Raw genomic sequence first — 21,397 nt, 5'->3', positions numbered from 1 at the left:
CCTGTTCGAAGTGGCGAGCGAGCCGTGGGTCTGCGTCGTAGAGGTTCTCGACGCTAAGCCAGCCCTCCATCTTGGTGACGCCCTCTTCGGTCGGCGAGACCGCCTAGTCCTTGAGGTCGATGAAGTAGTCGCCGCCCTCCTCGTCGCCCTCCGGCCGGCCTTTGAGGCGGGGGACGAGGCGAGCGAAGGTGAAGTAGAGGTCGGCCGACTCCTCGGCCTGGCCGCTGATGATCAGCGGCGTCCGCGCCTCGTCGATGAGGATGTTGTCGACCTCGTCGACGATCGCGAAGCTCCGCTCGCGCTGGACCCGCTGGTCGAGCTCGAGCACCATGTTGTCGCGCAGGTAATCGAACCCGAACTCATTGTTGGTCCCGTAGGTGATGTCCGCGGCGTACGCCTCGCCCCGGGTCACCGGGCGCAGGTTCACCAGGCGTTCGTCGTTGGTCGGATAGCCGGGCTCGAACACGAACGAGGCGTCGTGGGTGATCATCCCGACGCTGACGCCGAGGAAGTGGAAGACCGGGCCCATCCATTGCGGGTCGCGCCGGGCGAGGTAGTCGTTGACCGTGACGACGTGGACGCCCTGGCCGGCCAGCGAGTTGAGGACGACCGCGAGCGTGCCCGTCAGCGTCTTGCCCTCGCCGGTGCGCATCTCGGCGATGTTGCCGCCGTGCAGCACCATGCCGCCGATCATCTGGACGTCGAAGTGCCGCATGTTCATCGTGCGACGACCGACCTCGCGGGTGATCGCAAAGCACTCCGGCAGGACCTCGTCGAGGGCGGCGGCGACCTTGTCGTCATTGGGCTGGCTGCGCACATGCTGGCGCAGCGCATCCATCCGCTCCTTGAGCTCTTCGTCGGTCTCGAGCTCCAGTTCGGGCTCGAAGTCGCCAATTCGCGCCACACGTTTCTCGTGCTGGCGGAACTGCTTCGACTCTCCCATGTTCAGCGCGCGGTCAAGCAGACCCATGCGCCTCAGTGTAGTCGGCGAGGGCCGCGCGGTCGGGCCGGACCGGTGAAGATCGGCCCGTCCACGCGCCTTCGCACTGCCACGGCGGCAAGGCCGTGGCGCAGCGGCTACATCGCCGCGGAAATGCCGCCGCCCGTGTCGGGCGCCATGCCCGGCGGGTGCAGGGCCGCGGCGCGCGACTCCCTTCGCTTTCGCCGCTTGTCGCGGTGGCGCTTGACCTGGATCGCCAGCTCGTCGGCACAGAGGTTGATCGAGTGGGCCATGTCGCGCGAGGCGTCGCAGGCGCGCAGCGTCGTGCCCTTGACCCGGAGCGTGACCTCGGCCCGGAACGCCTCCGGGTTGGAGGGGTTCTGCTCCTGGATGAGCTCGACTTCCAACGTCGCGAGCTCGGACACCTGCTTGCCCACCTTGGCGAAGCGCTTTTCCACGTGCTCCCGGATGTCGTCCGAGATGGTCATGTGGCGGCCCTTGACCTCGATCTGCATGCGGCCCTCCTGGGGCTGGGATCTCTAGGTGCACACAAAGGTATTCCCGGAAGCCGACGACAGCAACGGCACTCGACGAATTTGCGCCAATGCACAGCCATCTGCGCATCAGTCCCGGAGCGCCCGCGCGTAGGTGACGGCGCGCACGTCCTCGGCGCCGGCTTCCCGCAACGCCAAGGCGCAGGCGTGCAATGTGGCACCGGTGGTGTGGACGTCGTCGACGAGGATCGCCACCGACGGGACCGCGGGTGGCGCGCGCTGGCCGGTCCGCAAGCCGACCGCCAGCCTGTCGGGTGCCAGACGCTGCGCGCGCGACAGGCCGGCCTGGCGGCTGCCGACCGCCATGGGCCGGGTGAGCACGGGCGCCACCGACAGCCCGCAGCGCGGGGCGAGCTCGGCGGCCAGTCGCGCCGCGTGGTCGACGCCGCGGCGGCGCCGGCGCAGCGGATCGGCGGGCACGGGAACGAGGGCGACGGCCGGCGGTGCGCCACGCGCCTGCGTCGCCGTGCCGGCCGTCGCCGAGCCGCCCGCCCATTGCCCCGGCGGCGCCGTCGCGGCGATCTGCGCGGCCATCAACCGCGCGATGCCGACGGCACCACGCTCCTTGAGCGCGTTGACCAGCGCCGGCACCGCGCCCGCGTAAGCCATCGGCGCCCACGCGCCCGAGAACGCCTGCGCTCGCGCCGGACAGTGCGAGCCACACTCGCCCGGCAACCCGCAGCGCCGGCAGCGCGGCAACCCAAGCCACGGCAGCGCGCGCCGACAGGCGCGACAGAGCGGATCGGTCCGCGCCACGTCACCGGCACGCCGGCACGCGACGCAGACCGCGGGAACCATGAGTGTGAGTAGCGCTTCGAGCACGCGATCCAGCCTGCCGAACGTCGCGTCACAGATCACCACTGCTCCGTGCCGATCTGGCAGTGACACAATCGCGAGCCTGTGCTCGCCGCCGCGGCCGACACCTCCTTTTCCCTGGCCCCCGGGCCGATCGTCATCGTGGCGGTGCTCACGGTCGGTTACGTGCGGCGCTGGCGCCACGTGCGGGCGAGCGGAAGCACGCGCGGCGCGGAGGTCGGGCGCCTGCTGGCCTGGTTGGGCGGGGTGCTGTGCCTGGCGCTCGCGCTCATCTCGCCGATCGACACGCTCGCCGACCAGGTCTTCTTCATGCACATGATCCAGCACGTGCTGCTGCTGGACTTCGTGCCGATCCTGCTCATCGCCGGGCTGAGCAAGGTGCTGTTGCGGCCGATCGCCCGGCAGGTGCTCGACCTCGAGCGCGCGCTGGGCCCGGTCGCCCACCCGGTCTTCGCGATCGGGCTCTACGTCGGGTTCATGTGGCTCTGGCACATCCCGTTCATGTACGACGCCGCGCTGTCGCACTCCGGGATCCACGTGCTCGAGCACACCTGCTTTCTCAGCGCGGGCCTCCTGTACTGGTGGCACCTGCTCTCCCCCGTGCGCGGCCGCCACCTGACCGGGCTCGCGCCGGTCGCCTACATGGCCTCGACCAAGGTCTTCGTCGGCCTGCTCGGCATCTTCCTGACGTTCGCGCCGAGCTCGATCTACAGCTTCTACGAGCACCGCCCGCAGGTCTGGGGCCTGCACCCGGCCGACGACCAGGCGCTGGCCGGCGCGATCATGGCGATCGAGCAGTCGATCGTCATGGGCATCGCGCTCGCCTACCTCTTCGTGCGCGCGCTCAACGAGTCCGAGCTCCAGCAGCAGCGCGAGGACCGCATCGCCGACGCTGCCGAGGCGGCGGCTGTCGAGCGCCGCCCGGCCTAACAGCCTCATGCGATGACGGATCGCATTTAGACGTTGAGTCCAACGTCTAGGTGCGATCCGTCGGCCTCTCAGCCTTCGAGCAGCGTCCCGTCGGCCACTGCGTCGACGTCCTGCACCGTCACATTGCCGCGCACGACGACACCGGCCCCAAAGCGCACATCCCCGACGACCCGCAGCGCATCGCAGCCCACCAGCGACGGCGCACCGGTCGGGAAGCGCGCATCGAAGTCGCCGACCAGCTTGTAGTGGTCGCTGTCGAGGTCGACGAAGGGCGGAACGCCGCGGCGTTCGGGCGCGAGGTGCACCGCGCGACCGTCGCCGATGACGTAGGCATCGGAGCGCAGCGAAAGCAGGTCGTTGGTGGTCTTGACCGGCACGAAGCGCGAGCGCGGCACGCGTAACGCCGCGGCGCCGTCGAAGACGCCGATCGCCGCGCCCATTGCTGTCTCGAGCTGGATGACGGGCGTCGAGCCCTTGTCGCCCGGATCGACCGTCTTGCGGTTGACGATCATCGGCAAGTCGATGACCCCGGCGCCTGACAACACGTCGCGCAGCGCGTGTAGATCGACCCAGAGCGTGTTGGTGTTGAAGTACTTGTGCCGCGCCGTGTCCTGGAAGGCGTCGACGTCCTCGTCGGGCGTCTGGGCGATCTCGCGCAGCACGAGCCCGCCGTCCCCCTTGCGCCGCGCCAAATGGCCGCCCTTGCGATCCGACGAGGTCCGGTCGGCAGCCTCCATCAGAAAGGGCGCGCCGCTCTCGACGAACCAGCCCAGGATCCGCGGTTCCAGCACCGCGCCCAAGTTGTCGGCGTTGGAGACGAAGGCATAGCGGTAGCCCACGTCGAGCAAGGCCTCCAACATCCCCGAGGTCACCAAGGCGGTGTACAAGTCGCCGTGACCGGGCGGCGCCCACTCCAGCGCCGGATCGGCCGGCCACTCCGCTGGCGTGAGGTCATCGGCCCGGAGCTTGGGGACCTTGTTCTGGACGAAGTCGACCGGCAGACCCGCCGAGAGATCGTCGTAGCGCTCGAGCGCCGCCAGCGAGTCCTCGCGCGTCGCAAACGAGTTCATGAGGATCAACGGCAGCCGCGCGCCGCTGCGCGCGCGCAGGTCCAGGATCTGCTCGGCGATCAGGTCCAGGAAGCTGCGCCCGTCCTTGACCTCGAGCAACGACTTGGCCTTGGTCATGCCCATCGACGTGCCCAGCCCGCCGTTGAGCTTGATGACCACGGCCTGGTCGAGCAGTTCGGCCCCCGCCGCAGCGGTCAGCTCATCGGCATCGGGCAGCTCGGCGACCGGGTCGATGTCAGCCTCGGCCAACGTCCCCGTCTCTCCCTCGCGCAACCGTGCGTACTGCCGCGCGAAGCTCTCCACCGCCGCGTCGCCGAGCCCCTCGGCGCGCATCTTCGCCGTCGCTGCCTCCAACCCGTCCACGCGGAGAAACCTACTGCGCCCGGCTAGGGAAGAACGCGCCCACCCACGCCGGCGACCCACGGCCAGCCGGAGGTGCGCAGAACTGTCACCCGCACCGTCAGCCCGCGGTGGTGGCGCAACGTCCGCCGCGCGGCGGTCGTGAGGGGGACGCGGACGACGGCCGTGCGGTTGGCGCCGACGCGGAACCGCGCGGCGCGCCCAAGCCTCATCGAACGACGACCGAGCTTGGCCGTGAGGCGGACCATCCCCGCGCATGCCACGGCACGCCGGCAGGCGACCCGGACGCGCAGCGACCCGGAGCCGAGCCGGCGGCTGAGCAGCGTGGCGGTGACCGCCGGGCTCGCCGGCGGGTTCCGCCCCGCGGGCGTCTCGCTGACAGGCTTGGGCACGACCTCCACCGTCTGCTCGAACCGCGAGCCCAGGCCGGAGGAGTCCGTGACCTTCACGCACACGACGTGGCGGCCGAGCGACGTGAACCGGGGCTGGAGCAGACCGGGAGAGTTCGGATCGTTGACCACCGCCGGCGCGCCGTCGACGGTCCAGGCGATCGTGACGGGATCGCGGTCGGGATCCTGGCCGCGGGCGACGAACGTCTGGTCGGTGTCCACGACCGCCTCGGTCCCGCCCTCCAGCGCGAACTCCGGCGCGCGGTGCTGATACTCGTAGGCGCCGATATCCCGCCAGCCGTCGACAACACGCGGCAGGCCGTTGAGGTCGGCCTCACCGTTGCGGGCCGGCCGCCCGCTGCTGTGGTCGATCAGGACCGAGCCGAACGTCGGCGTCGTCTCGACCCAGGTCCGCCCGGGGACCGGCAGGTCGAAGAGGAAGCTGCCGGCGTCGAGCATGGCGCCATCGGACGCCTCGGCCGTGGCGTAGGCGGCATGCTGGCGATCGACCACGCAGCCCGCGCCGGCGCTCACGAGATCGGTCGCATAGGCGGTGACGACCGTGTCGAGCACCTCGACGTTCGCGGTGCCACCGCTGCATGCGGCGCGGACGCCCTGCGAGATGGCGGGCAGGTCGTCGAAGGGCTGCGGGTGCACGGTGACGCTGCGCAGCGTCACCGCGGTCGCGCCGGTCGTGGCGCGCACGTCGATCGCCGCATCGGCGGGGGTGCCGGCCAGCGCAAAGGCCGAGTCGTCAGCGATGACCGTGCTGCCACCGGTGACCCGCAGGGCGCTGCCGCCCTCGGGCACCGGGGTGAGGATGATGCCCGCCTTCACACGGACGCGGTTGAGCGTCAAGGTCGCTCCGTCGGCGAGAATGCCGGTGGTCGACTCGACGCTTGTGTCCTCGAGCGTCGCGGTGCCGCCGTCGGCAAGCACGCCGACCGCTCCTGCGTCGAGGCCGAAGTAGACCACCCGCGTGGTACGCAGCGCCCCGTCGACCACGCGCACGGCGGTGCCGGTGGTCCCGTTGACGATGTAGGAGCCGGCGATCGTGCCCCGGCGCAACTGGACCGGGGCGGGGACCCCGCTTCCGCGCGTGTAGATGTCCACGCCACGGATCGTGGCCTGCGGCTCGTCGATCGTCACCGGGGCGGCGTCGTCGGCGTAGATCGTCGGCTCGCCGACGCCCACGAGCTCGACCACGTTGCCCGCGACGATCGTGAAGCCGGAGACGGGAGCGCTGCCGTCGAGCTCAACGCGGTCCGCACCCGGAAGCGCCGCAGCGTCGTCGAGCGCGTCCTGCAGCGTGGCCGACGCCACGCCATGACAGCCCAACGGCGCGCCGACGCAGAAGGTGTCCGCCCGGGCGGCAGCGGTGGGCAGCGCCAACGCGGCGATGAGCGCTGGCAGTGCGAAGCGGCCGAACGGAAACGACATGCGAACCTCCGTGCTGCAATACGGGATGACGGGACCTGACCACTCCAACGGACAGACCGTCCGAAGGTCGCGGAAACCCTACTCCCAGGAACGCCGGTAGCGCCGCTGCTCGGCCGTCAGCTCGTCGAGCTGCACGCCGAGCGAGGCGAGCTTGAGGCGTGCGACCTCGCGGTCGATGTCGTCGGGCACCGGCTGCACCCCGTCGGGCAGCGTGCCGTCAGCGGCCGCGAGATGCTCGACCGACAGCGCCTGCAGTGCGAAGGAGAGGTCCATGACCGATGCCGGATGGCCCTCACCCGCGGCGAGGTTGACGACGCGGCCCGACGCCAGGAGGTTGAGATGCCGGCCGTCGGCGAGGACGTGCTGGGAGACCAGCGGGCGCACGGGCACGCCGTCGCCGCCGATTTCGCGCAGCGCAGCGAGGTCGATCTCGACGTCGAAGTGCCCAGCGTTGGCGAGCACCGCGCCGTCCTTCATCGCCTCGAAGTGCGAGCGACCCAGGACGGCGGGCGCGCCGGTGACCGTGATGAAGATGTCGCCACGCCGTGCCGCCTCCAGCGAGGGCATGACCTCAAAGCCCTCCATCCGCGCGTCGAGCCCGGCGACCGGGTCGACCTCGCAGACGACGACCTGAGCGCCGGCGCCGCGGGCGCGCAGCGCGATCCCCCGGCCGGTCGGGCCGTAGCCCAACACGACCACCGTGCGGCCGGCGAGCAGCAGGTTGGTCGCCCGCAGGATGCCGTCGAGCGTCGACTGCGCCGTGCCGTAGTGGTCGTTGAACACGCGCTCGGCGCGCGCCTCGTTGACCGCCAGGACCGGGCAGTCAAGTCGCCCGTCGGCCTGCATCGCGCGCAGGCGCACCAGCCCGGAGGTCGTCTCCTCGGTCCCGCCGAGCAACCCCTCCAACAAGTCCGGCCGCGCGGCGTGCAGCGTGACGAGCAGGTCGGCGCCGTCGTCGATCGTGATCCGCGGCGTGCGATCCAGGACATCGGCGACGTGGCCCGCGAAGGTGTCGAGGTCCTCGCCATGGCGGGCGAAGACCGCGACGCCCGGCTCGGTGGCCAGTGTCGCGGCCACCTCGTCCTGGGTCGCCAGCGGGTTGGCGGCGCACAGGGCGACCTGCGCGCCGCCGGCAGTCAGCGTCGTCACCAGGTTGGCCGTCTCCGCCGTGACGTGCAGGCACGCCGCGACGGTGAGGCCCTCCAGGGGCCGCTGCTTACCGAAGCGCTCGCGGATCGAGCGCAGGACGGGCATCTGGGCATCCGCCCAGGCGATCCTCGTCCTGCCCGCATCCGCGAGCGCCGGGTCTGTGATGTCGCTCAGAGCGACCTCAGACCTAGTAGCGGTAGTGATCCGGCTTGTACGGGCCCTGCACCGGCACGCCGATGTAGGCCGCCTGGTCGGGACGCAGCTCGGTCAGCTTCACACCCACCGCGTCGAGGTGCAGGCGCGCGACCTTCTCGTCGAGGTGCTTGGGCAGGACGTAGACCTGCTTGTCGTAGTCATCGTTCTTGGTGAACAGCTCGATCTGGGCGATCGTCTGGTTGGTGAACGAGTTGGACATCACGAACGACGGGTGACCCGTGGCGTTGCCGAGATTCAGCAGGCGACCTTCGGACAGCAGGATGATCGTGTGACCGTCGGGGAACTTCCACTCGTCGACCTGCGGCTTGATGTTGATCCGCGTGGCGGCCTTCTCGAGACCGGCGACGTCGATCTCGTTGTCGAAGTGGCCGATGTTGCCGACGATGGCCTGGTGCTTCATCTTGGCCATGTCGTCGACCAGGATGATGTCCTTGTTGCCGGTCGTCGTGATGAACACGTCGGCGGAGGAGATGACGTCCTCGAGGCGCGCGACCTGGTAGCCCTGCATCGAGGCCTGCAGCGCGCAGATCGGGTCGATCTCGGTGACGATGACGCGGGCGCCCTGGGCGCGCAGCGACTCGGCCGAGCCCTTGCCGACGTCGCCGAAGCCGCAGACGACGGCGGTCTTGCCAGCGAGCATGACGTCGGTCGCGCGGTTGATGCCGTCGACCAGCGAGTGGCGACAGCCGTAGAGGTTGTCGAACTTCGACTTCGTCACCGAGTCGTTGACGTTGATCGCCGGGAAGAGCAGCTCGCCCTGCTGGGCCAGCTCGTAGAGGCGGTGGACGCCCGTCGTGGTCTCCTCGGTGACGCCGAGGATGTCCTCGCCGACCTTGGTCCACTTGCCGGGCGTCTCAGCGACGCTGCGCGTCAGCAGCGTGAGGAAGATCTTGAACTCCTCGGACTCGGCATCGGCCGGGTTCGGCACGGCGCCGGCCTTCTCGAACTCGGTGCCCTTGTGGACGAGCATCGTGGCGTCGCCGCCGTCGTCGAGGATCATGTTGGGACCGAGGTCCGCGTCACCGCTGAAGCCGGTCAAGGCCTTCTCGGTGCACCACCAGTACTCCTCCAGCGTCTCGCCCTTCCAGGCGAAGACCGGGATGCCCTGCGGATCCTCGGGCGTGCCGTTCTGGCCCACGGCGACCGCGGCCGCGGCGTGGTCCTGGGTCGAGAAGATGTTGCAGGAGACCCAGCGGACCTCGGCGCCAAGCGCGGTCAGCGTCTCGATCAGCACGGCGGTCTGGATCGTCATGTGCAGGGAGCCCATGATGCGCGCGCCCTTCAGCGGCTGCGCAGCGGCGAACTCCTCGCGGGTCTTCATCAGGCCGGGCATCTCGTGCTCGGCCAGGCGGATCTCCTTGCGGCCGAACTCGGCCAGGGAGAGATCGGCGACCTTGAAGTCGGTGTGGGTACGGGCCTCGGTGGCGCTCATGCGGTCTCCGGTGTGGGTTGGGGCTGTCGGGAGCGGACGGCCGCCAGCAGCTTCGAGTGCTTCTGCTGCTCAAAGCTCAGCCAGTCGTCGGCGGGAACGTCGACGGGACGCTGCGGCTTGGCCTCGAACCACGCCTCCACCGCGTCGCGAAGGGACTGCTCGCGGCGCAGACGTAGCGCGAAGCCGATGTCACCGAGGCCGAGGTCGTAATCGCCAAGCAGCTCCTTGAGCGTGCGCAGGCGCTGCAGCTCGGCCGCGCCGAAGAGGCGGTAGCCGGCGGCGGAGCGCTGAGGCTCGATCAGCCCGTTGCGCTCGATGTAGCGGAGCATCCGGGGTGACCACCCCGTCGTCTCCGCTGCCTCGTGGATGGTGAGGGCGTCCGTCAACGCCACAAACCTTACCACGGTCGTGTCAAGGTTTGGCGGCCTGGTGTCAGCCGGTGGCGCGCAGCACGGTCGCGCGCTGCTTGTGGCCGCGCTCGTAGAGGGCGACGACGGCCTTGGTCGCCGGATCGGCGCCACGCAGACGGGCGACGATCGCCACCGCCGACTGCTGCGCGTAGCCATCCCAGGGCTCCTCGACGGTGATCGTCGCGCCGACGTCGTCGGCCGGCCCGAAGGACTCGACGAGCGGATCGCCACCGTCGTCGAGGTGGCCGGGGTCGCCGATCGGGCGCAGCGGCGTGGGCGGGGTCAGGTCTGACGCCGCGGCCTCGGCCTCACGGACGACGCGCCGCTCGATCGCCTCGTCGGCCGTCGGCGGCGGCGCGGTGGCGGAAGACGCCGGCTCCGTCGACGGCTGCGCCGTGGGCGCGAAGCGCTCCTGGTCCTCACGGCCGAGCAGGCGGCGCAGCAGCTGCTCGAGCAGCAGGAACGGCAGGCGGAAGAGGAACGTCATGCTCTCCTCGGTGCCCGGCGGCCCGGGCCGCCATGCACGGTCTGGGTGCTACCGCTCGGCCAGCTGGCGCTTGAGCTGCTCGATCAGCACGACCGGCCCGGGGTCCACGCCGCGTAGGGCCGCGTGGTAGACCGACACCAGATCGCCGAGCAGCACGAGCGAGAAGACGCGCTCCACCGAGGTCGTACCGCGCGTCGGCACCCGGAACGTCTGCGCCGCAGCGTCGCGGATCAACGCTTCGGTCAGCTCGACGCGGTCGGCAATGCGCGGATGCGTGTCGCTGTCTTCCAGGAACACCGCGCCGAAGCGCCCCAGCTCGGCTGCGCCGGCCCAGCCGACGAGCTCATTGTGGTCGGCCTCGGGCAGCTCGTGGCAGAAGGCCGGGATCTTGGCGTTCTCGTTGAACTGCGTCTTCCAGCGGTAGGCGATCGTCGCCGTCGAGCCAGCGCCGTAGAGCACCGGGACGGTCCCGACCAGCGCGCGCGCCAGCGCCTTGGCCTCGGAGTCCTCGGCGGCCTCGGGCCCCCACTCCACGACGAGCTCTTCGAGATGCTCGGCCGCGACGTCGATGTCCGACGCGCAGCGCGGCCCGGCGCCGCACCGGGCGGCGACCTCGAGGGCGGCGACGGTGATGTAGGCGACGGCCGCGCGCGGCTGCAGCCCGCCTGCGACGGGAATGACCGGCACGCCGTCGGCCCGCGCCAGCTCGGCCAGCTTGCCGCCGCTCGTGGCGACGACGCGCGTCGCGCCGAGCGCGCCGGCGGCCTCGTAGGCGGCCAGCGTCTCCTCGGTGTCGCCGGAGTAGGAGGCGCAGAGGACCGTCGTGTCCGGCGTCGTCCACGGCGGCAGGCCGTAGGCCCGCGCCGACAGGATCGGCCGCGAGGCCGTGTCGCCCAGCGCCGCGCGTGCCAGCGCGCCGCCCATCGCCGAGCCGCCCATGCCCGCGACCACGAGGCCGGCGGGGCTGTCCCACTCCTTCAGCTGCGCCGATTCGGCCTTCCAGAGCGCATCACGCAGGTGCTCTGGAATGGCCAGCACGTCGGTCAGCTGGTCGGTCGAATCGATCTGCCCGATGCTCTCGCGGTCGAGCTCCAAGTTGGTGGTCGTCATGCCTGGCCTCTCATCCCCTGGTGCATCCGATGCACGCACTCCATCAGAACTTGATCGATCCCGGCGGCAGATCCGTGTCAGGGAACACCTTGATGCCTGCTGCGAGGACGTTGCCGGCCCCGACGCGGACCCCCTCACCGATCACCGCGCCGCCGCGCACGATGGCCCCCTCGCCGATCGTGGCGCCCGGCGCGACGATGCAATCGGTCAGCTCTGCGCCGGCCTCAACGGTCACACCGTCGAGGACCACGGCGCGCTCCACCCGCGCGCCCTCGCCGATCGTCACGCCCTTGCCCAGCACCACGAGGCTGCCGACCTGCGCGCCCGCGGCAATCGTGACGTCGGCGCCCAACCGCTGCACCGCCGCGGTGCGGACGTTGCCCTCGAGGATGTCGAAGGTCCCCTGCAGATAGCGCTCAGGCGTCCCGATGTCCATCCAGTAGGCGCCGTCGGCCTGCGAGCCGTACAGGCCATGGCCGACCAGCGCCGGCCAGATCTCGCGCTCGATCGAGACGTTGCGATCGGCGTCGATCAGCTGCAGCACGGAGCGCTCCAGCACGTAGATGCCGGCGGAGATGTAGTAGCGGTCGATGCCCTCGAGCTGGCTCGGCGCCGGCTTCTCCAGAAAGCCCGCGACCGCATGGGTCTCGTCGCAGAGCACGAGCCCATAGGCCGACGGGTCGTCGACCGGCACGAGCCCGAGCGTCCCGACCGCGCCGGTCGCCTCGTGCTGGGCCAACTGCGCGGTGACGTCGACGTCGGTCAGCACGTCGCCGTTGAGCATCAGGAACCGCTCGTCGAGGCCGACCTGCTCCTCGGCGTACTTCAGCGCGCCCGCCGTCCCGCGCGGCTCAGGCTCGACGACGTAGCGGAGCGTGATGCCCAGCGCCTCGCCGTCGCCCAGCGCCGCACGCACCTTCGTCGGCTCGAAGCCACAGCTGAGGATCACGTCGTCGACGCCGTGGCCGCGTAGCCACTCCAACATGTAGACCAGGAACGGACGGTCGACGAGCGTGATGACGGGCTTGGGCTGCCGCGACGTCAGCGGGCGCAGGCGCGTGCCCTCCCCGCCGACGAGGATCACGGCCTGCACGCTCAGGAGCCCCGGCCGACGCCCTCGTAGGTCAGGCCGGCGGCGCGGACCGCCGCGGGGTCGAGCGCGTTGCGGCCGTCGATCAGCAGGTCGCCGGCCATCTTCTCGGCGACCGCGGCGAAGTCGAGCTCCTTGAACTCGTCCCACTCGGTGACGAGCACGACGGCGTCGGCGCCGTCGACGACCTCCAGGGCGCCCGGGGCGAACTCGATCCCGGTGATCAGCTTGCGCGCCTCCTCCTCGGCGATCGGGTCGTAGGCGACGACCGTCGCGCCCGCGGCCTGCAGACGCGCGCTGAGCACCAGCGAGGTCGCCTCGCGCATGTCGTCGGTGTTGGGCTTGAACGCGAGGCCGAGCAGGCCGACGCGCCGGCCGACGAGCGAGCCGAGGTGCTTCTCCAGCTTGCCCATGACGCGGCGCTTCTGCAGCTCGTTGACCTCGATCACCGAGTTGAGCAACTGGAAGTGGTAGCCCGAGTTGCCGGCGAGCTGCTTGAGCGCCGTGACGTCCTTCGGAAAGCAGGAGCCCCCGAAGCCGAGGCCGGCCTGCAGGAACTTCGGGCCGATGCGGTCGTCCAGGCCCATGCCCTTGGCGACCTCGACGACGTCGGCGCCCGTCGCCTCGCAGACGTTGGCGATCTCGTTGATGAAGGAGATCTTGGTGGCCAGGAACGCGTTGGACGCGTGCTTGATCATCTCGGCGCTGTTGATGTCGGTGCGGACCACCGGCGCGTCGAGCGGCGCGTAGAGGGCGGCGACGGCATCGCCGGCCCAGTCGTCGTCGTCGCCGATGACGACGCGGTCGGGATGCAGGAAGTCCTTGACCGCCGAGCCCTCCTTGAGGAACTCGGGGCAGGAGACGTAGCGGAAGTCCGACTTGCCGGTCTCGCGGAAGAGGCGCTTGATCGAGTCGCCGGTGCCGGCCGGAACGGTCGACTTCATCACGAGCGCGTGATGGTCAGAGACCGGCATCGCACCGACCACGGCGTGAACCGCACTCAGGTCGGCGTCGCCCGAGTAGGTGGGCGGCGTGCCGACGGCCACGAACAGCAGCCGCGCGTGCTCCAGCGCATCGGCGATGTCGGTGCTGAAGTGCATCCGCTCGCGGTTCTTGGCGATCAGATCCTCGAGGCCGGGCTCGTAGATCGGGATCTCGCCCTGCTTGAGGCGCTCGATCTTGTCGGCGTCGATGTCGATGCAGTAGACGTCGCTGCCCAGCTCCGCAAAGCCCGCCGCTGTGACGAGCCCGACGTAGCCGGTTCCAATGACGCCAATGGGTTCCGGGGCTGACATGAAGCGCGAGAGGCTAGCGGAGCGCACCGTGGTTCGGTGTGCTGAGAAGCAGGCCTTTCAGCGGATCCTGCCCATGCTTCTGGCCAGGGCGAGCATTTGCTGATTGCCGAGGCTCGAGAGCAGCGTGTTCGAGATCCAGTAGACGGCCTTGCCCGACCGCCAGGAGACCAGCCGCAGGCGGCTGCCGTCGTAGAACAGCTCGTAGGTGCGCCCGCCAAGGCGCCGCCGCTCGCTGGGGTTGTCGAGGATCGGCGGACCCTGCCAGCTGGTGCCCTCGACGCCGTAGTACTGGCCCAGCAGCATCGTCTTGAAGACCATGCGGTAGGCCCGGTACTTGTGGCCGCCGCGGTCGAAGATGTCGTAGGCGCGGCTGTGATCGGGCAGCAGCGACGCACCGGCGATCGCGGCCTTGGGGTAGTACACCGAGAACGGCAGCTTGACGGCCAGCTCGACGGCCTCGTCCTCGGCGCCCTGGCCGGCGACCTGCACGCCCGGCGGCAGCACCGTCTTGACCTTGCGCTTGGAGGACCCCTTCTTCTTCGACGTCGCTTGCTTGACGGTGCCGTTGTCGCTGGACTTCGGCGTGCTGACCGGCGTCGCGTTCATGAAGCGCTTGGTCACCGCGGCGAGGTGCGAGGGCGTGACGGTCACGTAGTCGCCGGTGATGTCGCCCGGGAAGCGCGCCTCCTGCACGGGGTTCTGCGCCGACTCGAAGGCCAGCTTGAGCAGCCGCAGGATCGCGTCGCCGGAGGTGATGTCGGTCTGCGTGTAGCGGCCGAAGATCTTCAACAGCGCCTTGCGGTCGCTGAAGAGCTTGCCGACGCCGATCTGATCCTTGGCGTCGGCCAAGAACTGCTGCTGGCGCGCGGCGCGCACGAGGTCGGTGTCGAAGTGGCGGTAGCGGACGAAGTCCAGCGCGTTCTGGCCGCAGAGCTTCTGGTAGCCGGCCTTGAGGTCGATCGTCGCGTAGTCGCCGCCACCGCCGAACGGCGGGTGGTTGTCGTTGAAGTAGCGCCGGTCGACGTCGGTGTAGACGCAGCCGAGGCGGTCGACCGCCCGTCGGAAGCCCCCGAAGTTCACGTTGACCACGTGGTTGATCGGGATGTGCAGCAGCGAGCGGATCGTCTTGACCGACAGCGTCGGACCACCGATCGCGTAGGCCGCGTTGATCTTGTCGAAACCGTGGCCGGGGATGTGGACCTTGAGGTCGCGCGGCAACGACATCACAGCCGTTGCGCCCTTGGAGGGGTCCAGCCGCAGCAGGATGATGGTGTCGGAGCGGACCGGGTTCTTGGCCTTGATGTCGACGTAGCGCTGATCGGAGCCCAGCAGCAGGATCGTCTGCGGCCCGCCGGCGTCGACGCCCTGCAGCGCGTCCTTGTCGAGCTTCAGCTTGCCCCCACCGCCGCTGAAGAAGATGTCCTTGTCGTCCTTGATCTCCTTGAGCACCGCGGTCGCGACGGCGGTGCTGGAGGCGAGCACGATGACCAGCGCCGCCAGCAGGAAGCGCTTGTACATGCTCCACGCCAGGCGCGGAGGGCGGTCGTCGGTCGGGGTGGCGCTCAAGAGCCGAGGTGGGTGAGGGAGCCGGCGATGCCGAGCATCTGCGCGTTGGACAGGCTGAGGGTCAGTGAGTTCGAGACCCAGTAGACGGCATTCTTTCGCTTCCAGGCGACGTACCGCAGGCGGTTGCCGGACTTGAACAGCGCCAGACGGCGGCCGTGCACCGTCAAGGTCGACGTCGGCTTCTCCAGCAGCGGCGGCGTCTTCCAGCTGGTCCCCTGCACTCCGTAGTAGCTGCCCTCCTGGATGTTCTCCAGCACGACGAGCCGGTAGGCCTTGTGGGGGTGGCCGGCGCGGTCGCGGATCGTGTAGACGCGGGGCGTCGGATCGGTGGTCGAGCCATCGTTGATGGTGCTCGCGTAGCGCCCGTTGGGCGTCAGACGCGATGGGAAGTAGAGGCGGAAGCCGAGGCGGTGGCTGGCGACCGTGCGCGCCACGAGGTCCTCCCCCACCCTCGTGGCTCGGGTGAGCCGGGCCTTGGCGACCCGAGCGTTGCCGCTGTCGGCCTTGGCCTGCTTCTTGGTCTTCTTGGCCGAGGTCGTCTTCTTGACGTGCGGCGAGGCATGGAAGAACTCGTTGCGCAGCTTGAGCAGCGTGCTCTCGGAGGCCTCGACGTACTCACCGGTCGCGGCGTCGCCGGAGTAGACCGGCGGGAACTTGATCTGCGCCACGGGATGGCCGGCGGAGAAGATCGCGAGCTTGGCGAGCTTGAGCACGCCCTTGACCGAGCGCAGGCTCGCATCGGTCTGGGTGCTGCGCTGCATGATCTTGATGAGCCGGCTGCGGTCGTCGATCAGCGACGAGCTGTTGAGCTGGTCCTTGGCCGAGCGCAGGAAGTCCTGCTGGCGGGCGGCGCGCACGATGTCGGAGTCCGCGTGGCGGAAGCGGACGTAGTCCAGCGCGCGCTGGCCGCAGAGCTGCTGGTAGCCCGGGTCGATGTCGATCTCGGCGTAGTGCGCGGAGACGGGCAGGCCGAGGTTGGAGTGGTAGTAGCGACGGTCGACGTCGGCGTAGACGCACCCCAGCTCATCGACGACCTCGCGGAAGCCGCCGAAGTTCACGTTGATGATGTGGTTGATCTTGAAGTCCTGGCCGAAGAGCGACTTGATGGTCTTGGCCGTCAGGTCGGCGCCGCCCAGCGAGTAGGCCGCGTTGATCTTGTTGATGCCATAGCCCGGGATCAGGACCTTCAGGTCGCGCGGGATCGAGAGGACCGCGGTCGCATCCTGGTCGGGGTCCATGCGGACCAGCAGGATCGTGTCTGACCGCGCCGGGTTGCTGTGCTTGAGCAGCGGGTTGTTCTTCTTGATGTCGGCGAAGCGGCGGTCGGAGCCGAGGATCATGATCGTCTGCGGCTTGCCGGGCTTGGCCTCGGTGACCTCGTGGGTCGGCACCGGCGGCGGCGCGTCCTTGGGCGGGGCGATCTCGGTCTTGATCTGCAGCAGCGTCGCCGTCGCGGTCGCCCCGGCGGTCAGCAGCGCGATCAAGAGCACGCTTCCGAACGCACGCGCCAGAAAGCGCAGCCCCTCGCGCGGGGGCCGGTTGTCCTGCGCGGCGTTCACGCCAATCCGCCCTCGACGGCGTGCAGGTCGGGCCCGTCTGTGCCCTCACGCTCCAGCCACGCCGGCAGCAGCGCGACGAAGTCCGTCAGCGCCTGGCGAAAGCGCCGCAGCGAGGCGATCGACACCCACTCCTCGGGGCCGTGGTGGCCGGCACCGACAGGGCCAAACTCGACAGCGGGGATGCCCGCCTCCAGGAAGGAGATCGCGTCTGATGCGCCGTCGCGCCCGATCGACAGCGCCTCGCCCTCGATCGAGCGGCCGATGCCCTCGCGCAGCGCGCGCACGTACGGGTTGCTGCGCGAGACGACGGCCGGCGCGCGCGTGAAGCACTTGAGCACCTCGAGATCCGGGATCGCGCGGATCTGGGCGAGGATCTCCCCCGGGTCCTGCGTCGGCAGGTAGCGGATGTCGACGTCCATCGTGCAGCGGTCGGGCACCTTGTTGAAGGCGTCGCCGCCCTCGATGCGCGCGAGGTTGATCGACGGGCGGTCGAAGAGGTCGGAGGACTCGCGGCTGAACGGCAGCGTCTCGATCCGCCGGAAGGCGTCGTGGGCCTTGAGGATCGCGTTGTCGCCCAGCCACGGCGTGGAGCCGTGCGCCGCGACCCCGCTGACGACGGCCCGGACCGCGAGCACGCCCTTGGCCTGGATGCCGATGTGCAGGTCGGTCGGCTCGCCGGTCAGCGCGAAGTCGCCCCGATAGCCGCCCGCGACCAGCACGTCGGTCGAGCGGCTGGAGACGTCTTCTGACTCCTCGTCGGGGACGCAGACGAAGCGGACGCGGACGTGCTCGTTGTCGGCGACGTCCTTGATCGCGCACATCATCGCCGCGAGCGCGCCCTTCATGTCGTAGGCGCCGCGGCCGATGAGCCGGTCGCCCTCGATCCGGGGCTCGAACTGCGAGGCGTACGCCGGCACGACATCGAGATGGCCATGCAGGATGACCGTCGGCGGGTCTTCTAAGTTGCGCGCGCCCACGTCGACCATCACGACGGGCAGGCCGTCGTGGTCGAGGCTCTTGACCTCGAGGTCGCGCGACTCGAGCCACCCCTTGACGAAACCCGCGGCGGCGTGAAGGCCATCCAGCGTCGACGTGTCGTAGGTGATCAGTCGCTCGGCGAGGACGCGTTCGTCCATCCGGCCCAGGCTATCGAGCGGGGCTGTCAGCCCGCGAAGTAGGGTGGCGCCATGGCTGGTCGCATCGTCTTGTTCGGAGCCACCGGCTACACCGGGGAGCTGACCGCGCGCGAGCTCGCGGGCATGGGCGAGCGCCCGGTGCTCGCTGCCCGCGACGGCGCGCGCGTGCGCGCTCTTGCCGAGGAGCTCGGCGGCCTGGAGTGGGCGGTCGCTGATGTGAGTCGGCCGGAGAGCGTGCGGGCACTCGTGGAGCGCGGCGACGTCCTGATCTCCTGCGTCGGGCCGTTCGCGCGCTGGGGCGCGCCGGCGGTGGAGGCCGCGATCGACGCGGGCGCGCACTACCTGGACTCGACCGGCGAGACGCCGTTCATCCGGCAGATCTTCGAGCGGTGGGGTCCCCGCGCCGAGGCGGCCGGCTGCGTGCTGCTGACGGCGATGGGCTACGACTGGGTCCCGGGCAACCTCGCGGCGGCGCTGGCGCTCACCGACGCCGCGCCAGCCGATGCGGCGACGCGCGTGGCCATCGGCTACTTCCTCACGGGTGCGGCCGGGATGAGCGGCGGCACCCGCGCCTCGGCGGCCGGCGTCTTCTTGGAGCCGTCGTTCGCCTGGCGCGGCGGGCGGATCGTCACCGAGCGCAGCGGCGCGCGCGGGCGGTCGTTCTTAGTGGACGGCCGGACCCGCAAGGCGATCTCGGCCGGCTCCTCGGAGCACTTCGGGCTGCCGCCCTCCTTTCCCGGACTGCAGGAGGTCGACGTCTACCTCGGCTGGTTCGGCGGTGCTTCGGACGCGCTGCGCGCGGTCGCGCTCGGCCTGTCGGTCGCCACGAAGGTGCCGCTGGTCGGCGACGTCCTCGGCGAGGTGGTCGGCCGGACCGTCAAGGGCAGCACCGGCGGTCCGGACGCCGAGGCGCGCGCCGCTTCAGGCTCGGTGATCGTGGCCGAAGCCTGCAACGAGCTCGGGCACGTCGTCGGCCGGGCGCACCTGGCCGGGGTCAACGGCTATGACTTCACCGCCGGGATGCTCGCCTGGGGTGCGCGAACGGCCGCCGCCGGCCGGCTGCATGGCACCGGCGCGCTCGGCCCGGTGGCCGCGTTCGGCCTCGAAGCCCTGTGCGAGGGCGCCCGCTCCGCCGGAATCGAGCGCGCCCGCTGAGCGCCCGATACACCGGCGGGTAGTTCGTCACTCGCCGATCAAGCGTCCAATTCGCCGCAAGTTCTCTCGCCCGGCTCCGTTCACGTGAACATGGACCAGCACATCGGACTCGACACATGCACCGCCTGCGGGCAGCCGTTCATCGTGCCCGTTGCGCTCCTGGAGCTCGTCGACGAGGGCCTCTACCTGCTCGCGCTGCATTGCAACAACTGCGACGGCCTGTTCACTGGCGTCTATGAGGACGCCGAGCTCGAGGCGCTCGAGCACGCCAACGAGCGCGCGACCGCCGACATGGAGTCTGCGCTCCAGGTTGTCTCCGCCACGCACTCCGAGCCGCTGACGCGGCTCATGGACCTCCTCGGTCCATAAAAGCGGCGTCCTCGTTCGCGACGTCTAACCGGCGCCCGCCTTCCGTGGCCGTTCGGCCACGTAGGTGAGGTAGCGGCGACGTGCGCCGCTCGGCTCTCCGGCTCCGAGCAGCTCGAGCAGCCTCCCGATGTCCAGCCACCCCGGCACCGCGACACGCCCGGTGACCGCGGCATGGCTCCCCCACTCCCACTCCTCCGGGCTTGCGCACAAGCCGGCATCGACCGGATTGGCAGCGAGATACGCGGCGGCCGCCCACAGTTGCTCGTCATCGACGACCCGCTTCGCGCCATAGCGACCTTGAAACACATGGCCAGCCCGCCCCCGCCGGTCCGCAAACCAGCGCCCGTAGTGACCGTGCAGGTGCTGCATCCCACGGCCGAGGTTGGGCCGCGGCGTCTCGATCAGCAAGTGCATGTGGTTGGGCATCAAGCAATAGGCCATGCATCGCCAGCCACAATGGACCACCGCTTGCCCCAATAACTTCAGGTACATCCGACGATCGACATCGTCGCGATACAGCAGGCGCTGCTCATTGTGTCGAGCGAACACATGGTGCACAGCTCCTGCCTCCTCTTGGCGTGGCTTCCTGGCCATACCACCCTTAGCCTCCAAGCCTCCCTTTCTCGCCCCCACCCACATGTCGTTCAAATGAGGGGTCAGACCCCTAAATAGAGGAACATGGGCAACTGCAGGGATTTCTCGTCCGTGGCAATGTTGAGCGAAGATTGAGGGTCTGACCCCTCTGTGTGCCTTAACGCCCCTCTGTGTGCCTTAACGAGCGAGGGCCGGCAGGATGCCGGCCCTCGGAAACGGTTGCGGTGCCGTGAAGCTAGTGCTCGCCGCCGCCCTCGACGAGCGTGAGGAACGCCTCGACGCGGCGCTTGTCGCGCTCCGCGACGCGGGCGGCCTCGGAGCCGTCTTCGGCCTGCTCGAGCTCGCGCTCGGCGGTCTGCAGCTTCTCGCGCAGCGCTGAGGCGTCCAGCGACGCCGGGTCGCTGGCCTCCTCCACCAGGATGAGCACGCGGCCGTCGGCGACCTGCACGTAGCCCTCGCCCTGCGCGAGCCGGACGACCTCGGTCTCGCTCTTGTAGAGGCGCAGCTCGGTCGGCTCCAGCATGCCCAGCAGCGGCTGGTGGTGGGCCAGGATGCCGATCGAGCCGACGGTCGTGCGGGTCGAGACCATCTCGACCTCGTCGTTGAAGACCTCGCCCTCGGGCGTGAGGACCTCGGCGGTGAAGGTGGTGCGGGCCATCGCGCTACTTGTCGCCCTTGGCCGCTGCCACCACGTCGTCGATCGTGCCCTTGAGCAGGAAGGCCGACTCCGGCAGGTCGTCGTGGTCGCCGGCGAGGATTTCCTGGAACGAGCGGATCGTCTCGCTGATCGGCACGTAGGCGCCCGGGGTGCCGGTGAACTGCTCGGCGACGTTGAAGGGCTGGCTCAGGAAGCGCTCGATCTTGCGGGCGCGCTGCACCGTCACCTTGTCGTCGTCGGAGAGCTCGTCGATGCCGAGGATCGCGATGATGTCCTGGAGCTCCTTGTAGCGCTGCAGGATGCTCTTGACCTGGTTGGCGACGTTGTAGTGCTCCTCGCCCAGGATGTCGGGCTTGAGGATCGTCGACGTCGAGTCCAGCGGGTCGACCGCCGGGTAGATCCCCTTCTCGGAGATCGACCGCGACAGCGTCGTCGTCGCGTTGAGGTGCGCGAACACCGAGGCCGGGGCCGGGTCGGTGAGGTCGTCGGCCGGGACGTAGATGGCCTGCACCGAGGTGACCGAGCCGGTGCGGGTCGACGTGATCCGCTCCTGCAGCTGGCCCATCTCGGACTCCAGCGTCGGCTGGTAGCCCACCTGCGACGGCATGCGGCCCAGCAGCGCCGAGACCTCGGAGCCCGCCTGCACGAAGCGGAAGATGTTGTCGATGAACA

At 69.9% G+C, this 21,397-nt stretch carries 19 protein-coding genes and 2 pseudogenes; 3 read left to right on the top strand and 18 right to left on the bottom strand.

The genetic code is table 11. From position 1 onward, the window contains the following. The 3 genes and pseudogenes from VGO10_RS13510 to VGO10_RS13500 form a co-directional block, all read right to left on the bottom strand. Positions 1-970 (bottom strand): annotated as a pseudogene (locus VGO10_RS13510) (preprotein translocase subunit SecA); the annotation flags it as partial. A gap of 107 nt (positions 971-1,077) precedes the next feature. Next, positions 1,078-1,455, bottom strand: coding sequence for a ribosome hibernation-promoting factor, HPF/YfiA family (hpf, locus tag VGO10_RS13505; protein WP_327469138.1), 378 nt, complete (start codon positions 1,453-1,455; stop codon positions 1,078-1,080). A 108-nt stretch (positions 1,456-1,563) separates the two neighbouring features. Beyond that, entirely contained in the window at positions 1,564-2,292 is a 729-nt protein-coding gene (locus VGO10_RS13500) for a ComF family protein (RefSeq protein ID WP_327469136.1), read from the bottom strand. A 102-nt stretch (positions 2,293-2,394) separates the two neighbouring features. Here VGO10_RS13500 and VGO10_RS13495 point away from each other — a divergent pair, with 102 nt between their 5' ends. Continuing rightward, positions 2,395-3,240: a cytochrome c oxidase assembly protein gene (locus VGO10_RS13495; protein WP_327469134.1), complete on the top strand. Its 846-nt coding sequence runs from the start codon at positions 2,395-2,397 to the stop codon at positions 3,238-3,240. A 68-nt stretch (positions 3,241-3,308) separates the two neighbouring features. On the opposite strand, the gene VGO10_RS13490 is transcribed toward VGO10_RS13495, so the two are convergent. The 12 genes from VGO10_RS13490 to VGO10_RS13435 all read right to left on the bottom strand — a co-directional run bounded on the left by VGO10_RS13490 (position 3,309) and on the right by VGO10_RS13435 (position 17,949). Beyond that, the gene (locus VGO10_RS13490) at positions 3,309-4,673 is read right to left on the bottom strand and encodes a UTP--glucose-1-phosphate uridylyltransferase (RefSeq protein ID WP_327469132.1); all 1,365 of its coding nucleotides are present in this window, start codon (positions 4,671-4,673) and stop codon (positions 3,309-3,311) included. 23 nt (positions 4,674-4,696) lie between these two features. Continuing rightward, the gene (locus VGO10_RS13485) at positions 4,697-6,499 is read right to left on the bottom strand and encodes a hypothetical protein (RefSeq protein WP_327469130.1); all 1,803 of its coding nucleotides are present in this window, start codon (positions 6,497-6,499) and stop codon (positions 4,697-4,699) included. A 78-nt stretch (positions 6,500-6,577) separates the two neighbouring features. After that, positions 6,578-7,813: an adenosylhomocysteinase gene (locus tag VGO10_RS13480; protein ID WP_327469142.1), complete on the bottom strand. Its 1,236-nt coding sequence runs from the start codon at positions 7,811-7,813 to the stop codon at positions 6,578-6,580. A gap of 22 nt (positions 7,814-7,835) precedes the next feature. Further along, on the bottom strand, positions 7,836-9,296 hold the full coding sequence (ahcY, locus tag VGO10_RS13475) for an adenosylhomocysteinase (protein WP_327469128.1): 1,461 nt from the start codon (positions 9,294-9,296) through the stop codon (positions 7,836-7,838). After that, on the bottom strand, positions 9,293-9,682 hold the full coding sequence (locus VGO10_RS13470) for a MerR family transcriptional regulator (protein WP_327469126.1): 390 nt from the start codon (positions 9,680-9,682) through the stop codon (positions 9,293-9,295). The genes ahcY and VGO10_RS13470 overlap by 4 nt, the downstream gene beginning before the upstream one ends. A gap of 46 nt (positions 9,683-9,728) precedes the next feature. Next, positions 9,729-10,193 (bottom strand): hypothetical protein, encoded by a 465-nt coding sequence (locus VGO10_RS13465; protein WP_327469124.1) that lies wholly within the window; start codon positions 10,191-10,193, stop codon positions 9,729-9,731. A 48-nt stretch (positions 10,194-10,241) separates the two neighbouring features. After that, the gene (locus tag VGO10_RS13460; RefSeq protein ID WP_327469122.1) at positions 10,242-11,303 is read right to left on the bottom strand and encodes a bifunctional phosphoglucose/phosphomannose isomerase; all 1,062 of its coding nucleotides are present in this window, start codon (positions 11,301-11,303) and stop codon (positions 10,242-10,244) included. A gap of 43 nt (positions 11,304-11,346) precedes the next feature. Beyond that, positions 11,347-12,396: an NDP-sugar synthase gene (locus VGO10_RS13455; RefSeq protein ID WP_327469120.1), complete on the bottom strand. Its 1,050-nt coding sequence runs from the start codon at positions 12,394-12,396 to the stop codon at positions 11,347-11,349. 2 nt (positions 12,397-12,398) lie between these two features. Beyond that, entirely contained in the window at positions 12,399-13,688 is a 1,290-nt protein-coding gene (locus tag VGO10_RS13450; RefSeq protein WP_327469118.1) for a UDP-glucose/GDP-mannose dehydrogenase family protein, read from the bottom strand. 57 nt (positions 13,689-13,745) lie between these two features. Continuing rightward, complete coding sequence (locus VGO10_RS13445; RefSeq protein ID WP_327469116.1) at positions 13,746-15,254, bottom strand: LCP family protein; 1,509 nt, start codon at positions 15,252-15,254, stop codon at positions 13,746-13,748. Beyond that, a complete protein-coding gene (locus VGO10_RS13440) occupies positions 15,251-16,813 on the bottom strand; it encodes an LCP family protein (protein ID WP_327469114.1) in 1,563 nt (520 codons plus the stop codon). The genes VGO10_RS13445 and VGO10_RS13440 overlap by 4 nt, the downstream gene beginning before the upstream one ends. Continuing rightward, positions 16,810-17,949 carry a M20 family metallopeptidase gene (locus VGO10_RS13435; protein WP_327469112.1) on the bottom strand — a complete coding sequence of 380 codons (1,140 nt, stop codon included), beginning with the start codon at positions 17,947-17,949 and terminating at the stop codon, positions 16,810-16,812. Before VGO10_RS13435 ends, VGO10_RS13440 begins: the two co-directional genes overlap by 4 nt. 51 nt (positions 17,950-18,000) lie before the next feature. On the opposite strand from VGO10_RS13435, the gene VGO10_RS13430 reads away from it, so the two are divergent. Next, a complete protein-coding gene (locus VGO10_RS13430) occupies positions 18,001-19,104 on the top strand; it encodes a saccharopine dehydrogenase family protein (RefSeq protein WP_327469110.1) in 1,104 nt (367 codons plus the stop codon). Between the two features lie 90 nt (positions 19,105-19,194). Beyond that, positions 19,195-19,473 (top strand): hypothetical protein, encoded by a 279-nt coding sequence (locus VGO10_RS13425; protein ID WP_327469108.1) that lies wholly within the window; start codon positions 19,195-19,197, stop codon positions 19,471-19,473. Positions 19,474-19,497: 24 nt separating this feature from the next. On the opposite strand, the gene VGO10_RS13420 is transcribed toward VGO10_RS13425, so the two are convergent. From VGO10_RS13420 to VGO10_RS13410, 3 genes and pseudogenes are all read right to left on the bottom strand, one after another. Next, complete coding sequence (locus VGO10_RS13420) at positions 19,498-20,031, bottom strand: transposase (protein WP_327469106.1); 534 nt, start codon at positions 20,029-20,031, stop codon at positions 19,498-19,500. 271 nt (positions 20,032-20,302) lie between these two features. Continuing rightward, positions 20,303-20,725, bottom strand: a complete 423-nt coding sequence (gene atpC, locus VGO10_RS13415; protein ID WP_327469104.1) for an ATP synthase F1 subunit epsilon — start codon at positions 20,723-20,725, stop codon at positions 20,303-20,305. 4 nt (positions 20,726-20,729) lie between these two features. Beyond that, a pseudogene (locus VGO10_RS13410) lies at positions 20,730-21,397 on the bottom strand (F0F1 ATP synthase subunit beta); the annotation flags it as partial.

This window comes from Baekduia sp. (genome assembly GCF_035996765.1).
Taxonomy (GTDB): domain Bacteria; phylum Actinomycetota; class Thermoleophilia; order Solirubrobacterales; family Solirubrobacteraceae; genus Baekduia.
The sequence above is the reverse complement of the archived record's forward strand: the minus strand, read 5'-3'. Positions and strand labels throughout refer to the sequence as shown.

Excerpts from the sequence above, each read along its gene's own strand:
- ahcY (WP_327469128.1), bottom strand. The coding sequence starts at position 9,296 with ATGAGCGCCACCGAGGCCCGTACCCACACCGACTTCAAGGTCGCCGAT.
- VGO10_RS13435 (WP_327469112.1), bottom strand. The coding sequence starts at position 17,949 with ATGGACGAACGCGTCCTCGCCGAGCGACTGATCACCTACGACACGTCG.
- VGO10_RS13460 (WP_327469122.1), bottom strand. The coding sequence starts at position 11,303 with ATGACGACCACCAACTTGGAGCTCGACCGCGAGAGCATCGGGCAGATC.
- VGO10_RS13465 (WP_327469124.1), bottom strand. The coding sequence starts at position 10,193 with ATGACGTTCCTCTTCCGCCTGCCGTTCCTGCTGCTCGAGCAGCTGCTG.
- VGO10_RS13450 (WP_327469118.1), bottom strand. The coding sequence starts at position 13,688 with ATGTCAGCCCCGGAACCCATTGGCGTCATTGGAACCGGCTACGTCGGG.
- VGO10_RS13430 (WP_327469110.1), top strand. The coding sequence starts at position 18,001 with ATGGCTGGTCGCATCGTCTTGTTCGGAGCCACCGGCTACACCGGGGAG.
- hpf (WP_327469138.1), bottom strand. The coding sequence starts at position 1,455 with ATGCAGATCGAGGTCAAGGGCCGCCACATGACCATCTCGGACGACATC.
- VGO10_RS13425 (WP_327469108.1), top strand. The coding sequence starts at position 19,195 with ATGGACCAGCACATCGGACTCGACACATGCACCGCCTGCGGGCAGCCG.
- VGO10_RS13500 (WP_327469136.1), bottom strand. The coding sequence starts at position 2,292 with ATGGTTCCCGCGGTCTGCGTCGCGTGCCGGCGTGCCGGTGACGTGGCG.
- VGO10_RS13485 (WP_327469130.1), bottom strand. The coding sequence starts at position 6,499 with ATGTCGTTTCCGTTCGGCCGCTTCGCACTGCCAGCGCTCATCGCCGCG.
- atpC (WP_327469104.1), bottom strand. The coding sequence starts at position 20,725 with ATGGCCCGCACCACCTTCACCGCCGAGGTCCTCACGCCCGAGGGCGAG.